Here is a 15,236-nt window from a genome sequence, read left to right as displayed (position 1 = left end):
GGGCGCCGCAGGACGCGCGCCACCGACCTCCGCCCATCATCCCAGCTTCGCCGCCTGTTCGCGCAAGGCGGCGAGTTGGGTGTTCCAATCCGCGATGCGTTGGCGCTCTTGCGCGACGACTTCGGCCGGTGCGTGGGCGACGAAATTGGCGTTGCCGAGCTTGCCTTCGCACTTCTTGATTTCACCGGCGACGCGGGCGATTTCCTTGGCGAGGCGGGCTTTCTCGGCGTCGAGGTCGATCAGGCCGGCCAGCGGGATCAGCACGCGCAGCGAACCGACGACGGCCGCGGCGCTGGCCGGTTCGGCGGCGCTTGGCGTGATCCATTTCGGGGCTTCGGTACGCGCGAGGAAGGCGATCTGTTCGGCAAACTTCGTGGCACGCGTGCGGTCGCCGGCTTCGCCGTCGGCCAGCAGCAGCGGGATCACCTTGCCGGGCGCGATGTTCATTTCCGAGCGGATTTTCCGCACGCCGGAAAGCACCGCCTTGAACCACTCGATCTCCGCGGTGGCGGCGTCGTCGCGCGCGAACTCGTCAGCGCGCGGGTAGGGGCGCGCCAGCACGCCGCTTTCCGTGAGCGCGAGATGCGGCGCGACATCCTTCCAGATTTCCTCGGTGATGAACGGAATCACCGGATGCAGCGCGCGCAGCACGGCTTCCAGCACCACCAGCAGCGTGTACCGCGTCGATGCCGCGGCAGCTGCGTCATTGCCATTCAACGCCGGCTTGGAAAGTTCGAGGAACCAGTCGCAATACTCGTTCCACACGAACTCGTACAGCGCCTGCGCCAAGTGGTCGAAGCGGTACGAGACGAAGTGCCCCTCGACCTCGGCCAGCGTCTGCGACAAGCGCGTCAGGATCCACCGCTCCGCCTCGGTCACCGGCTTTTTCGAATCCCCGATCCCGCATCCCGAATCCCCGCTGTTGAGCAGCACGAACCGCGCGGCATTCCACAGCTTGTTGCAGAACGCCTTGTAGCCTTCCGCGCGCTTCAAATCGAAATTGATAGTGCGGCTGTAGCTGGCCAGCGCGGCGAAGGTGAAGCGCAGCGCGTCGGTGCCGATCGGCTTGATGCCGTCGGGATAGGTTTTGCGGATGCGCTTTTCGACCTTGTCGCGCACCTGCGGAATCAACAGCGATTTGGTCGACTTCGTCACCAGGGGTTCGAGCTCGATGCCGTCGATGAGGTCGAGCGGGTCGAGCGTGTTGCCCTTGGATTTGGACATCTTCTGGCCTTCGGCGTCGCGCACGATGGCGTTGATGTACACCTCGCGGAACGGCACCTCGCCGGTGAAGTACTTCGTGGTCATCACCATCCGCGCGACCCAGAAGAAGATGATGTCGAAGCCGGTGACCAGCACCGCGCTGGGCAGGAACACCTTGTCGGTAGCCCAGTTGGCGACGGTGTCGCCGTGCGCGTTCTTCACCGGGCGATCGAGCGGCCAGCCGAGGGTGGAGAACGGCCACAGCGCGGAGCTGAACCAGGTATCCAGTACGTCTTCGTCTTGCCGTAGCGCGCCGACCGGCGCGGTAGCGGCGTGCGCGCGCGCGTCCGCCTCGTCCTCGCCGACGAAGATGTTGCCGGCCTCGTCGTACCACGCGGGAATCTGGTGGCCCCACCAGAGCTGGCGGCTGATGCACCAGTCCTGGATGTTGTCGAGCCAGTGCATGTAGGTGGTGGTCCAGTTTTCCGGCACGAACTTCACCGCGCCGGACTGCACCGCGTCCAGCGCCGGTTCGGTGATGGCGCGGCGGCCGCCGGGGCGGCCATCCGGCAGGGTGTCGCGCGTCAGGTCGACAAACCACTGGTCGGTCAGCATCGGCTCGATCACTGCCTCCGAGCGCTGGCTCACCGGCACCTGCAGCTTGTGATCCTTGATCTCGACCAGGAGGCCGGCGGCGTCGAGGTCGGCCACGATGCGCTTGCGTGCTTCGTAGCGGTCCAGCCCGCGGTATTTTTCCGGGCCGTTGGCGTTGACCTTGGCGCCCAGCGTGAAGATGGTGATCGGCGCGAACCCGTGCCGCGCGCCCACGGCGTAGTCGTTGAAGTCGTGCGCCGGGGTGATCTTGACGCAGCCGGTGCCGAACTCGCGGTCGACGTATTCGTCGGCAATGACCGGGATTTCGCGGCCAACCAGCGGCAGCATCAGTGTCTTGCCGACGAGGTGGGCGTAGCGCGCGTCTTCCGGATGCACCGCCACGGCGACGTCGCCGAGCATGGTTTCCGGGCGGGTGGTGGCGACCACCACGCTGTCCTTGCCATCGGTGGTGAGGTAGCGGATCGACCACATGTGGCCGTCGCGCTCGACGTTGTTCACTTCCAGATCGGACACCGCGGTGCCCAGCGCCGGGTCCCAGTTCACCAGGCGGTTGCCGCGATAGATGAGGCCGGCGCGGTACCACTCCACGAACACCTTGCGCACGGCGGCCGAGAGGCCCTCGTCCATGGTGAAGCGTTCGCGCGACCAGTCGGCGGCCACGCCGAGCCGGCGCATCTGGTGGGTGATGGTGGAGCCGGACTGCTCTTTCCACTGCCACACGCGGTCGACGAATGCCTTGCGCCCAAGGTCGTGGCGCGTCTTGCCTTCGGTCGCGAGCTGGTTCTCGACGATCTTCTGGGTGGCAATGCCGGCGTGGTCGGTGCCCACCTGCCACAGCGTGTTCAGGCCGCGCATGCGCTGGTGGCGCACCAGCATGTCCATCACCGTCTGCTGGAACGCGTGCCCCATGTGCAGCGTGCCGGTGACGTTCGGCGGCGGCAGCAGGATGCAGTACGGATCGCCATGGCCGGACGGCTTGAACGCGCCGCTGGCCTCCCAGCGCGCATACCAGCGGGACTCGATCTCGGCGGGTTCGAAACTCTTTTCCATGGGCTGGCGCGCGCGGCAATGACGAAACGGCCATTGTAGGGGCGCGCCCGCAGTGCACCAAAGGTGCGTGTGGCGATACTGCCGGAATTGGGGATACGGGATTCGGAATTTGGAAGAGCGGTAAACGGCGAGGAAGGCACTTTCGTGGGTCGGGCTTCAGCCCGACAGATGCCGCACGTACCGAAACCGCGTCGCTGGCGAAACCTGTGTCGGGCTTCAACCCGACACGCGGGCGCCAAAATTCAGCGGTGCGCGTTGATGGCGTCGCGCAGTTGCGTGGTGGCGGTGCGCGCGGCTTGCGCGAAATCCTCGCCGTGACCGGCGTAGAGGATGGCGCGCGAGGAGCTGATGACTAGGCCGGTGCCGTTGGTTGTAAGGCCGTGGTGCAGCACGGCGGCCACGTCGCCGCCTTGCGCGCCGATGCCGGGCACCAGGAGCGGCATGTCGCCCGCCACGGCGCGCACCTTGCCCAGTTCCTCCGGCCAGGTCGCTCCGGTCACCAGCAGGCAGTTGCCGTGCGCGTCCCATTTCGCCGCGATGGTTTCCGCCACGCGCAGGTAGAGCGGCGCGCCACCGCAATCCAGCGCCTGGAAATCCGCGCCGCCCGGGTTCGAGGTGCGGCACAGGAGCACCACGCCCTTGTCCGCGTGCTCGAGAAACGGTGCGATGGAGTCGTACCCGAGATACGGGTTGGCGGTGACCGCATCGGCGCCGTACCGCTCGAACGCCTCGATCGCATAGCGCTGTGCGGTCGAACCGATGTCGCCGCGCTTCGCGTCCAGGATCACCGGCACCCCGGGGTGTTTTTCGTGGATGTGCGCAATCAGCCGTTCCAGCACGCCTTCGGCACGCAAGGCGGCAAAGTGCGCAATCTGCGGCTTGAACGCGCACACCAGATCGGCGGTGGCGTCGACGATCGCGGCGCAGAAGTCGAACACCGCCTCCGGCTTGCCTGCGAGGTGCACCGGGAACTTTGCCGGATCAGGATCCAGCCCCACGCACACCAGCGAGTGGTTGCGCTGCCACGCGTGCTGCAGGGATTGCATGAAGTGCATTGGAAAACCTCGGGATTCGGGATGCGGGATTCGAGATTGGACAAAGCGGCGACCCGCGAGCTTTTCGCCCTGCCGCATCCCCAATTCCGCATCCCGAATCCCGGCTTTCAGGCCAACTTCTTGTACCGCACCCGCGTCGGCCCCGACTCATCGCCCAGTCGGCGCTTCTTGTCCGCCTCGTACTCGTTGTAGTTGCCGGGGAAGAATTCCACGTGGGAATCGCCCTCGAAGGCAATGATATGGGTGGCGATGCGGTCGAGGAACCAGCGGTCGTGGCTGATGACGATGGCGCAGCCGGGGAATTCCAGCAGTGCGTCTTCCAGCGCGCGCAGGGTTTCCACGTCGAGGTCGTTGGACGGCTCGTCGAGCAGCAGCACGTTGCCGCCCTGCAGCAGCGTCTTGGCCATGTGCAGGCGGCCGCGCTCGCCACCGGAGAGGTTGCCGACGATCTTCTGCTGGTCGGTGCCCTTGAAGTTGAAGCGGCCGATGTAGGCGCGCGACTGGATCTCGAAGTTGCCGATGGTGAGGATGTCCAGCCCGTCGGAAACCTCCTGCCACACGTTGTTCTTGGGGTTGAGCGCGCTGCGCGACTGGTCGACGTAGGCGAGCTTCACCGTGTGGCCGAGCTTCACCTCGCCGGAATCCGGCTGTTCGACGCCGGTGATCATTTTCATCATGGTCGACTTGCCGGCGCCGTTCGGGCCGATCACGCCGACGATGGCGCCGGCCGGAACCTTGAACGACAGATCATCGATCAAGAGGCGGTCGCCAAACGCCTTGGAGACGTTCTTGAACTCGATCACCTCGGTGCCCAGGCGCTCGCCCGGCGGGATGAAGATCTCGTTGGTTTCGTTGCGCTTCTGGTAGTCGACCGAATTCAGTTCGTCCAGATGCTTCAGGCGCGCCTTGCCCTTGGACTGGCGGCCCTTCGAGGCCGAGCGCGCCCATTCGAGTTCCTTCTCGATCGCCTTCTGGCGTGATTTCTCCTGGTTGGCTTCCTGCTTCAGGCGCGCGTCTTTCTGCTCCAGCCACTCGGTGTAGTTGCCCTTCCACGGGATGCCGCGACCGCGGTCGAGTTCGAGGATCCACTCCGCCGCGTGCTCGAGGAAATAGCGGTCGTGGGTGACGGCGACGACGGTGCCGGGGTAGTCGTGCAGGAACTGCTCCAGCCAGTCCACCGACTCGGCGTCGAGATGGTTGGTCGGCTCGTCGAGCAGCAGCATGTCGGGCTTGGACAGCAGCAGGCGGCACAGCGCCACGCGGCGCTTCTCGCCGCCGGAGAGCGGGCCGGTCTTCGCGTCCCACGGCGGCAGGCGCAGCGCATCAGCGGCCACTTCGAGCTGGCGGTCGAGCGCGTCGGCGTCGTTCGCGGCCAGGAAGTTTTCCAGCTTGCTCTGTTCTTCCGCCAGCTTGTCGAAATCGGCGCCTTCCTCGGCGTAGGCGGCGTACACCTCTTCCAGCCGCTTCTTGGCGTCGAGGATCTCGACCACGCCTTCCTCGACCGACTCGCGCACGGTCTTGTCCGGGTCGAGCTGCGGCTCCTGCGCGAGGTAACCCACCTTGATGCCCGGCTGCGGGCGCGCCTCGCCCTGAAAATCGGTATCCACGCCGGCCATGATGCGCAGCACGGTGGATTTGCCGGCGCCGTTCAGGCCCAGCAGGCCGATCTTGGCGCCGGGGAAAAACGACAGCGAGATGTCCTTGATGATCTGTTTCTTCGGGGGGACGATCTTGCTCACCCCGTTCATGGTGTAGATGTACTGCATGGCGGCTCCGACAAGGCAGGGGCGGAGCGGTCAGACGATGCGACCGCAAAGCCGGGCATTGTAGCGTGATCGCGCCACGTTCGTGGCCGTATGTGCCGGCAACACGCCGGGTTCGGTGGTCGCCCGCGCACGCGGGCGCTACACTTTCGAATCCTGCTTTTCCACCACCCGACCGAGGTCAGCATGTTTCCGAAGGACGTCACGCTTGCCAGCTACGACCCTGAACTGGCCCAGGCCATCGCCGACGAGGGCCGCCGTCAGGAAGACCATGTCGAGCTGATCGCCTCGGAAAACTACGCGAGTCCGGCGGTGATGGAGGCGCAGGGCTCCAAGCTCACCAACAAGTACGCCGAAGGCTACCCCGGCCACCGCTACTACGGTGGTTGCCAGTACGTGGACGTGGCCGAGCGCTTGGCGATCGAGCGAGTGAAGAAGCTGTTCGACTGCGACTACGCCAATGTGCAGCCGCATTCCGGCTCGCAGGCCAATCAGGCGGTGTATCTCGCGCTGCTGCAGCCGGGCGACACCATCCTCGGCATGAGCCTCGCGCACGGTGGCCACCTCACCCACGGCGCGAAGGTCAACGTTTCCGGCAAGCTGTTCCACTCGGTGCAGTACGGCGTCAACGCCGAAGGCCTGGTGGACTACGACGAGGTCGAGCGCCTTGCGGTGGAAAACAAGCCGAAGATGATCGTGGCCGGGTTCTCTGCCTATTCGCAGGTGATGGACTGGGCACGCTTCCGCGCCATTGCCGACAAGGTCGGGGCTTTCCTGTTCGTGGACATGGCGCACGTTGCCGGCCTCGTGGCCGCCGGCGTCTACCCGAGCCCGCTGCCGCATGCGCACGTGGTCACCACCACCACCCACAAGACCCTGCGCGGCCCGCGCGGCGGCGTGATCCTCGCCAAGGGCGCCGGCGAGGAGATCGAGAAGAAACTGCAATCCATCGTGTTCCCCGGCATCCAGGGCGGCCCGCTGATGCACGTCATCGCCGCCAAGGCGGTGGCCTTCAAGGAAGCGCTGGAGCCAGCGTTCAAGACCTACCAGCAGCAGGTGGCGAAGAACGCCAAGGCAATGGCGAAGACGATCATGGCGCGCGGCTACAAGATCGTTTCCGGCGGCACCGAGGATCACCTCATGCTGATCGACCTGATCGCCAAGGGCCTCACCGGCAAGGCGGCCGAAGCGGCACTGGGCAAGGCGCACATCACGGTCAACAAGAACGCCGTGCCGAACGACCCGCAAAAGCCGTTCGTCACCTCCGGCCTGCGCGTCGGCACCCCGGCCGTCACCACCCGCGGCTACAAGGAAGCCGACTGCATCGAACTCGCCGGCTGGATCTGCGACGTGCTCGACGACATGGAGAACGAAACCGTCCTTGCTACCGTGCGCGAGAAAGTCGTCGCCCAGTGCAGGAAATTCCCGGTGTATGGCTGAGGAGCCGGGATTCGGGATACGGGATGGGGGATTTGGCAAAGCCTGAACCCCGCGAGTCCACGGCTCTTTCGAATCCCGAATCCCCCATCCCGAATCCCGCCCCCAAATGCATTGTCCCTTCTGCCAGCACGAAGACACCCGCGTGATCGACTCGCGGCTCACCGAGGACGGTTCCACCGTGCGGCGAAGGCGCGAGTGTCCGGCGTGCGGGGAGCGCTTCAATACCTTCGAGACGGCGGAGCTCAAGCTGCCGACGATCGTGAAGAGCGGCGAGCGGCGCGAATCGTTTGACGAGCGCAAGTTGCGCACGAGTTTCGAGCGCGCGCTGCAGAAGCGCCCGGTGGCGAGCAGCGATGTGGACAACGCCGTGCACGAGGTCATCAAGGACCTGCGCAAGAGCGGCGAGCGCGAGCTGCCGTCGCGCCAGATCGGCGAGCTGGTGATGCGCGAGCTGAAGAAACTCGACCAGGTGGCCTACGTGCGCTTCGCCTCGGTGTATCGCAAGTTCGAGGACGTGCAGGCGTTTCGCGAGGAGATCGAAAAACTCGAACGCGACCCGCCCGAGCTCGAACGCCTGCAGCTCTCGCTGCTCGGTGGCGCCGCCGCGCCGCCGCGTCGGTCGAAAAGCTGACTCCGCCCTGGCACGGGCGGCATAACACCATTGATCGCGTGGAACCGGTTTCGATCCGCCGCACGCAGCGGCGCGCGAGAAACCGGCGGGCTGAAGCCCGCCCCACGAAACCGCGCCTGTGCCACCGTGGGTCGGGATTCACCCCCACAAGCTTCCAGCAGGAAACCGACGACGTGGCGCCTCGAAGCCGCCCCAGCCGTTTGGGCTGAGGTGGCAAGTCGCGAGGGCAGCTGTTACGCCGCCTGCTCCGCCAGCGGCGGCACCGGGGCGCGACGGGAGAGCCACAGCAGCCACAGGCCCACGGCGATCAGCGGCAACGAGAGGATCTGGCCCATGGTCACCCAGCCAAAGGCGAGGTAGCCCAGCTGGACGTCGGGCAGGCGCACGAATTCGATGGCGAAGCGAAAGCACCCGTAGAGCAGCGCGAACAGACCGGAAACGAGATACCGCCGGCGCGGTTTCAGCGACACCACCCACAGCACGGCGAACAAGACCACGCCTTCGAGCAGCATTTCGTACAGCTGCGATGGGTGGCGCACCAACCCGCCCCACTGCGCAAGTTGTGCTTGCAGCGCCGGGTGTGCGGCAGCGTAGGCCACGTCCTCGCCGTGCGCCCCGGGGAAGATCATGCCCCACGGCAGCGTGGTCGGCTTGCCCCACAGCTCGCCATTGATGAAGTTGCCGAGGCGCCCGAGGCCAAGACCGATCGGCACCATCGGCGCCACGAAATCCACGGTGTCGAAAAAGTGCAGCAGGTGCCGCCGCGACCACCACAGGCCGACCGCAAGCACGCCCAGCAGGCCGCCGTGGAAACTCATGCCGCCGTCCCAGACGCGGAACAAAGCGAGCGGATCGGTCCAGATCCAGCGCAGGCCGCCGGCGTAATAAAACAGCATGTAGCCCACGCGGCCGCCAACGATGACGCCCATCATCGCGTAGAAAAACAGGTCGCTCACCGCCTCGCGCCCCACCGGCAGCCGCCCCTTGCGGCGGCGGTATTCGCCGAGGAACACGGCGGCGAAAAAGCCGGCGAGATACATGAGCCCGTACCAATGCACCTGCACCGGGCCAAGATGGAAAGCGACGGGGTCAATCGCGTCGACGAAAGGCTGCAACATGGACATGGGTACGCGAAAACCGAAACGCCAAGGCTATGCGTGTGGGCGGCACCAACGCAAGCCGGCGACAACCTGCCGCGATACCGATCAGGATGCCGCGCAAGGGCTTGCGCGAGGTAATCGCACGTCATTGCGCCGTACCGGCGACTGCCGGTTACACTGCACCACGCACCGCGCGCACCGGTACTGGGGGGTATCTGCCGCGGCTGCCCAACCAGGGGGAAACACGGATGAAATTCTCGTACACCGTGCGTGTCGCGCTGATCGCGGCGTGCCTGTCGATGCCGACCATCACGCTTGCCGTCGAACCAGTCCCCGTCGCGGATTTCGCGCGGCACGCCAACCTGTCGATGCCGCGGCTGTCGCCGGATGGCCAGTACATTGCCGTGCGTTCCGACGATGGCGACAACCACGCGCTGGTGATTTTCCGCGTCGCCGACATGAGCAAGCCGGTGAGCATGTTGCGCCTGCCCAAATACGAACTGCCCGCCGACGTTGCCTGGGTCAGCGCGACCCGACTGGTGGTGGAAAAAGCCAAGCAGTTCGGCTCGCTCGATGCACCGATGCGCACCGGCGAGATCCTCGCCACCGATGTGGACGGCACCCATCAGGATTACCTCTACGGCTACCAGTCGGGACTCGGCAGCCGCGGCGACACGCGGCAGGCCGACCACGGCTTCGGTACCGTCGCCAGCCTGCCGCCCACGGCCAACGGCCATTTCTATCTCGATGCCGCCACCTGGAACCGCGACGGCCAAAGCGTGCTGTACGACGTCGACGCGGTGAAAAACGCGCGGCGCCTGATCGCCGAGATCGGCGTCGGCGGCATGAGCTTCCTGGTCACGCCAGACGGCAAGGCGCAATTCGCGTTCGGCACCGACGACCACTCCGAACACGTGGCCTATCGCAACCTCGGCAACCACTGGGCCAAGCTCGACCCGGCCCAGACCGGCAAATTCTTCGCGCCGTTCGCCACCGCGCCGGATGGTCGGCACATCTACGCCATGGTCGGCCAGAACGGCGGCCCCACCGAGTTGGTCGAACAGTTGCCCGATGGCAATGACCGCTCGGTGCTGGCAAAAGACGCCTTCGGCAACGTGCACGACACACAATGGACGGCACCACCGCGCCAGCCATTTGCCGTCACCCCCGCCACCGGCACTCCGCAACCGATCTACACCGCACCGAACTTGCCGGCGGCAAAGTTGCACATGGCGATCAGCCAGAAGTTTCCCGGCGAGTCCGTCGACTTCATCGACTTCAGCGAGGACGGCAAGGAGCTCCTGTTCAGCGTGGACAGCGACCGCGACCCCGGCACCTATTACCTGATCGATACCGACCATTACAAAGTGCGCAAGCTGTTCGCCGCCGCGCCGTGGATCAACCCGGCACAAATGGCTGAGCGCATACCCATGCGGTTCAGGGCCGACGACGGGCTGGAACTCGAAGCCATCCTCACGGTGCCGAACGGTGTCGCCATGCACGACCTGCCGATGGTGCTGCTGCCGCACGGCGGCCCGCACGGGCCGAGCGACACCTGGGGGTTCGATGCCGACGCCCAATTCCTTGCCAACCGCGGTTACCTGGTGCTGCAGGTCAACTACCGCGGCTCCGGCGGCCGCGGCGTGAATTTCGAGCAGGCGGGTTACCTCAAGTGGGGCACCCGCATCCAGCAGGATCTGATCGACGGCGTGCAGTGGGCCGAAGCGCAGCACTATGCCGATCCGGCCCGCGTGTGCGTGTACGGCGGCAGCTTCGGCGGTTACTCCGCGCTGATGTCGGTGATCCGCGCACCGCAGCTGTTCAAATGCGCGATCGGCTATGCCGGCATCTACGACCTGCCGATGATGTACGAGAAAGGCGACATTCGTGAGCGCGCTGCGGGCCGCAGCTATCTCACCACCGTGATCGGCAAGGATGACGCCGCGCTCGCCGCCAACTCGCCCGACCGGCTCGCCAGCCAGATCGGCGTGCCGGTACTGCTGATCCACGGCAAGGCCGACCAGCGCGCGCCGTTCGCGCAAGCCAAGGCGATGCGGGCCGCGCTCGACGCCGCGCACAAGCCGTACGAGTGGCTGGCAAAATCCGACGAGGGCCACGGCTTCTACAATGAAGCCAACAACATCGAGCGACTGGACACGATGCAGGCGTTTCTCGCCAAGTACATCGGCAAGGGCGCCGCAGCACCGTGATCCGTGGCTTCGTGGATCGGACTTCATCCCGACCGGGTCTTGGCGGCGCGGTCGGGCCGAAGCCCGACCCACGGAAGTCACGCTGCTTGCCACGGGCTCTACCAAATCCCGGAGCCCGAATCCCACCTCCAGGCTCGTCGGGCTGAAGCCTGACCTACAGAAGTTCCATTGCTTGCCGCGAGCGGTTTTACCGCCTCCCGCATCCCCCATCACGGCCACGGCAAACGCTCTCCCCATCCTCCATTTTCGACCTCCAATTTCCCGCTCGTCGCAAGCTTTCGGACTCGGGACTCCGCCCGAAAAACCGCGTCGTCAATCCCTTGCGCAATTGCAAAGATTTGCTTAAGGTCGCCGCCACATCGTCTCTCCCCCAAGCCTGACGATGCCGTGGTGCGCCAGCCCTCCCCAGGCACGGCGCACCGTTCCCAAGATCCCACCTGCCGCCGCTCGGCGCCGGCAGCACGGGACGTTTGTGCTCGGAGTTTTCCCCATAATGAAAAACAAGACACTGCTGGCTTCGGCCATTGCAGCCGCGTTGGTGCTGACCGCGTGGTCGGCCACTGCGCAGGACACCACCGCCCAGGGCAATGACACCGCCGCACCGGCGAAGGCAAAGACGCTGGATACCGTTACCGTCACCGGTTCGCGCATCCGCAGCGTGGACGTGGAGACCGCGCAGCCGGTCGTCGCGCTGAGCCGTGAACAGATCGCCGCCACTGGCCTGACCAACGTCAGCGCTGTGCTGCAGCGCATGGTTTCCACCAACACCCCCGACCTCACCGCGCAGGACACGCTGTCCTCCGGCCCGGCCGTGGGCGGCACCTACACCAGCCTGCGCAACCTGGGTTCGCAGCGCACGCTGGTGCTGGTCAACGGCCGGCGCTGGAGCACCGATATCGACGGCCTGACCGACCTGTCGACCATCCCGACCTCGATCATCGAGCGCATCGAGGTACTGAAGGACGGCGCCTCGTCGATCTACGGCTCCGACGCCATCGGCGGCGTGGTCAACATCATCACCCGCGACCACTTCAACGGCGCGGAAGCCAACGTGCAGTACGGCGAAAACCAGAAAGGCGACGGCCAGCAGCAGGCGTATGACCTGACCTTCGGCAGCCACACCGACAAGTCCGACACGGTGTTCACCGCCAGCTACCAGAACACCGACGCCATGTGGGACCGCGAGCGCGACCTCACGCGCACCAGCTACGGCCCGCGCCACGCCAACGTCGGCTGGGGCCTCGGCCAGTACGGCCGCGTGGTCGATCCGGCCACCGGCCAGGACTACGTCATCAACCACGGGTCGACCGACACCGGCAACCTCGCCAACTACCACCTGTACGATCCGACCAGCACGGCCGACAAGTACAACACCCAGCAGGACATGACCTTCCGCGCGCCGACGCGCCTGAAGAACCTGTTCGTGCAGCACCGCTACAACCTCACCGACAACATCTCGCTGCACGCGGCGGGCAACTACAGCGAACGCACCTCCTCCTCGCAGTTGGCTGGCTACCCGTTCCAGAGCGGCGTGAACCAGTACACCGTGATCTCCGGCCAGAACACCTACAACCCGTTCCCGGGGCAGGACGTCGAGTTCTTCCGCCGCACGGTGGAAGTGCCGCGCATCAGCCGCAACAACGTGAAAATGTCGCACTTCAACCTCGGCGCGCAGGGCTACTTCACGCTCGGCAGCCAGGAGTGGAGCTGGGATGCGGACTACAGCTACTCCAACGCCAGCATCCACCAGCTCACCACCGGCAACCTGAACCTGCTCAACGCGCAGAAGGCGCTCGGCCCGACCTCCGTGGTCGACGGCCAGATCGTCTGCGCCAGCGCCGATGACCGCGCCAACGGCTGCACGCCTTGGAACCTGCTGGCCGGCCCGGCCGCTACCACCGACGCCGTGCGCAACTACGTGTTCGGCATCGAGCAGGCCTCGGCGCAGAACACCACGCGCGACTTCACCGCCAACGTCAGCGGCGGCGTGTTCGACCTGCCGGCCGGCACTGTGAACCTCGCCGTGGGCGTCGAGCACCGCCGCCTCGCCGGCTGGTTCACGCCGGACCAGTTCGCCTCCTCCGGCTACTCCACCGACCTCGCCAGTGCGCCGACCAACGGCAAATACACCACCAACGAGGCCTACGCCGAACTCGACGTGCCGATCCTGCAAGGCATGACCGGCGCGCAGGAGCTGGCGGTGAACATCGCCAGCCGCTACTCGCACTACAGCAACTTCGGCAGCACCACCAACAACAAGTACAGCTTCCGCTGGAAGCCGTTCGAAGACCTCTTGGTGCGCGGCACCTACGCGGAAGGTTTCCGCGCGCCGACGCTGTCCGACCTGTACGGCGGCACCGGCCAGAGCTTCGAGACCTTCCTCGACCCATGCGACAGCGCGTACGGCGCGGCAGCATCCAATCCGACCGTGGCCGCCACCTGCGCGGCTGCGGGCGTGCCGGCCAGCTACCGTCAGGTGGATCAGGCGGGCAAGCTGATCGACAGCAAGGCCGGTGGCCAGACGCCGGTGCCGTTCCTGTCCGGTTCCAACTCGCACCTCAAGCCGGAAACCTCGACCACCCGCACCCTGGGCCTGGTGTACAGCCCGCACTACGTGCCGGGCCTGGACTTCACGCTGGACTACTACCGCATCACGCTGGCCAACACGATCTCGTCGGTGGTCGCCTCGGACATCCTCGACTACTGCTACGTGCAGAACGATCCGGCCTTCTGCAACCGCTTCACGCGTGATGCGAGCGGCAAGATCACCGCGCTGAACGAAAGCATGGCCAACCTGGGCTCGCTCAAGACCGAAGGCTACGACTTCGGCGCCCACTACCGCCTGCCGCAGCTGCCGTACGGCCAGTTCGCCGTGTCGCTGGAAACCACCTACCTGACCAAGTACGACCTGCAGACCGGTCCGGGCAACCCGACCCAGACGCTGGCCGGCTGGGATTCCGGCATGCAGGGCCTGTTCCGCCTGCGCGCCAACCTGGGCGTGGACTGGAGCCTCGGCAACTACAGCGCCGGCTGGACCCTGCGCTACTTCAGCGGCTTGCGCGACACCTGCTGGGATGCAACCACCGAGTGCAACGCACCGCACTACACCAATCCGTGGATCGGCGGTTTCGGCGCCAGCAACAAGGGCGCCGTGGCGTTCAACGACATCCGCTTCGGCTACAAGCTGCCGTGGAATGCCTCGGTCAGCGTCGGCGTGAACAACCTCTTCAACAAGAAGGGGCCGTTCTACTACAACGTCGTCGGCGCCGGCACCGGCAGCGCCGCCTACCTGCCGGCGTTCGACATCGACCGCTACTACTTCCTGTCGTACAACCAGAAGTTCTGAGTGGCAGCAAAAATCGTACGTACACGGAGCGGGCCCGCAAGGGCCCGCTCCACTTTTAATTACCGCCACTTTCTTCGGCGACCTTTTTCGCCCCGAATCAAGTGCACCGATGCGCGGGACGGTGGCGTTTGCCACCTGAGTGGTTGCCGATACACCTGCGTCATGTCTGCAGACGCAGGAGGCTTTCCTAAAACGCGCGCGCGCCCAGCACCACCACCCAGCTCCCTCCCGTCAGCACCATCAGCACGAAGGTGGCGGCGGAGCCGAGATCCTTCGCGCGGCCGGCGAGTTCGTTGAAGTCGGGGCTGACAAGATCGACCACGGCCTTGATCGCGGAGTTGAGCAGTTCGGCGGCAAGCACGAGAAAAACTGGGGCGACGAGCGCCAGTTTTTCCAGCGCACCATCGCCCAGCCACAGGCCCAGCGGTACCAGCACAGCGGCAAGCAGCACTTCGAGGCGGAACGAGGCCTCATGGCGCCAGCCGGCGCACAAACCCCGCAGCGACCAGCGCAGCGCGTTCCAGAGTTGTTGCGGATTGCCGCGAAAGCCGCTGTTCGGCATGGCAGATGGTTCCCGTAATGACGCACGATCGAAGCCGCCATGATGCCATTGGCCCGGCAAGTCCTGGGCGTTCCATGGGTCCACCACCTGCAGGTCGGGTTCATCCCGCTCCCCACACGGAGCACATCGGGCTGAAGTCTGACCTGCAGGAACGCCGCTCCAGCCCGATCTCGCACGACCGTGCCGTTACGAATCCCTGATCCCCAATCCCACCCTCGCATATTGCGCCGCAGCGGAGCCACGCGGACCGATCGGTTACCC

Annotated in this window: 9 protein-coding genes; 4 read left to right on the top strand and 5 right to left on the bottom strand. The window is 65.7% G+C overall.

Annotated features, from left to right (window positions below):
* Window positions 1–36: 36 nt before the first annotated feature.
* From AC3WP6_RS04715 to ettA, 3 genes are all read right to left on the bottom strand, one after another.
* Window positions 37–2,868 carry a valine--tRNA ligase gene (locus AC3WP6_RS04715; protein ID WP_492626639.1) on the bottom strand — a complete coding sequence of 944 codons (2,832 nt, stop codon included), beginning with the start codon at window positions 2,866–2,868 and terminating at the stop codon, window positions 37–39.
* A gap of 242 nt (window positions 2,869–3,110) precedes the next feature.
* Window positions 3,111–3,923 carry an orotidine-5'-phosphate decarboxylase gene (pyrF, locus tag AC3WP6_RS04710; protein WP_492626638.1) on the bottom strand — a complete coding sequence of 271 codons (813 nt, stop codon included), beginning with the start codon at window positions 3,921–3,923 and terminating at the stop codon, window positions 3,111–3,113.
* 107 nt (window positions 3,924–4,030) lie between these two features.
* Window positions 4,031–5,689 (bottom strand): energy-dependent translational throttle protein EttA, encoded by a 1,659-nt coding sequence (ettA, locus tag AC3WP6_RS04705; protein ID WP_492626637.1) that lies wholly within the window; start codon window positions 5,687–5,689, stop codon window positions 4,031–4,033.
* A gap of 183 nt (window positions 5,690–5,872) precedes the next feature.
* Between ettA and glyA the strand changes: the two genes are divergently transcribed.
* Both glyA and nrdR read left to right on the top strand, forming a co-directional pair.
* Window positions 5,873–7,126 (top strand): serine hydroxymethyltransferase, encoded by a 1,254-nt coding sequence (glyA, locus tag AC3WP6_RS04700; protein WP_492626636.1) that lies wholly within the window; start codon window positions 5,873–5,875, stop codon window positions 7,124–7,126.
* A 106-nt stretch (window positions 7,127–7,232) separates the two neighbouring features.
* Window positions 7,233–7,757: a transcriptional regulator NrdR gene (nrdR, locus tag AC3WP6_RS04695; RefSeq protein ID WP_492626635.1), complete on the top strand. Its 525-nt coding sequence runs from the start codon at window positions 7,233–7,235 to the stop codon at window positions 7,755–7,757.
* Between the two features lie 233 nt (window positions 7,758–7,990).
* On the opposite strand, the gene lgt is transcribed toward nrdR, so the two are convergent.
* A complete protein-coding gene (gene lgt / locus AC3WP6_RS04690; protein WP_492628634.1) occupies window positions 7,991–8,875 on the bottom strand; it encodes a prolipoprotein diacylglyceryl transferase in 885 nt (294 codons plus the stop codon).
* A 230-nt stretch (window positions 8,876–9,105) separates the two neighbouring features.
* Here lgt and AC3WP6_RS04685 point away from each other — a divergent pair, with 230 nt between their 5' ends.
* Complete coding sequence (locus tag AC3WP6_RS04685; protein WP_492626634.1) at window positions 9,106–11,067, top strand: alpha/beta hydrolase family protein; 1,962 nt, start codon at window positions 9,106–9,108, stop codon at window positions 11,065–11,067.
* A gap of 493 nt (window positions 11,068–11,560) precedes the next feature.
* Window positions 11,561–14,413 carry a TonB-dependent receptor plug domain-containing protein gene (locus tag AC3WP6_RS04680; protein ID WP_492626633.1) on the top strand — a complete coding sequence of 951 codons (2,853 nt, stop codon included), beginning with the start codon at window positions 11,561–11,563 and terminating at the stop codon, window positions 14,411–14,413.
* A 187-nt stretch (window positions 14,414–14,600) separates the two neighbouring features.
* Here the strand turns inward: AC3WP6_RS04680 and AC3WP6_RS04675 are convergent, their stop codons facing one another.
* A complete protein-coding gene (locus AC3WP6_RS04675) occupies window positions 14,601–14,975 on the bottom strand; it encodes a diacylglycerol kinase (protein WP_492626632.1) in 375 nt (124 codons plus the stop codon).
* Window positions 14,976–15,236: the final 261 nt, after the last annotated feature.

Source organism: Rhodanobacter sp. FW106-HT46G03 (assembly GCF_058789895.1).
The sequence above is the reverse complement of the archived record's forward strand: the minus strand, read 5'-3'. Positions and strand labels throughout refer to the sequence as shown.

What these genes read in the sequence shown, in the direction of transcription:
- AC3WP6_RS04715 (WP_492626639.1), bottom strand. Translation starts at nt 2,868, where the DNA reads ATGGAAAAGAGTTTCGAACCCGCCGAGATCGAGTCCCGCTGGTATGCG.
- pyrF (WP_492626638.1), bottom strand. Translation starts at nt 3,923, where the DNA reads ATGCACTTCATGCAATCCCTGCAGCACGCGTGGCAGCGCAACCACTCG.
- ettA (WP_492626637.1), bottom strand. Translation starts at nt 5,689, where the DNA reads ATGCAGTACATCTACACCATGAACGGGGTGAGCAAGATCGTCCCCCCG.
- glyA (WP_492626636.1), top strand. Translation starts at nt 5,873, where the DNA reads ATGTTTCCGAAGGACGTCACGCTTGCCAGCTACGACCCTGAACTGGCC.
- nrdR (WP_492626635.1), top strand. Translation starts at nt 7,233, where the DNA reads ATGCATTGTCCCTTCTGCCAGCACGAAGACACCCGCGTGATCGACTCG.
- lgt (WP_492628634.1), bottom strand. Translation starts at nt 8,875, where the DNA reads ATGTTGCAGCCTTTCGTCGACGCGATTGACCCCGTCGCTTTCCATCTT.
- AC3WP6_RS04685 (WP_492626634.1), top strand. Translation starts at nt 9,106, where the DNA reads ATGAAATTCTCGTACACCGTGCGTGTCGCGCTGATCGCGGCGTGCCTG.
- AC3WP6_RS04680 (WP_492626633.1), top strand. Translation starts at nt 11,561, where the DNA reads ATGAAAAACAAGACACTGCTGGCTTCGGCCATTGCAGCCGCGTTGGTG.
- AC3WP6_RS04675 (WP_492626632.1), bottom strand. Translation starts at nt 14,975, where the DNA reads ATGCCGAACAGCGGCTTTCGCGGCAATCCGCAACAACTCTGGAACGCG.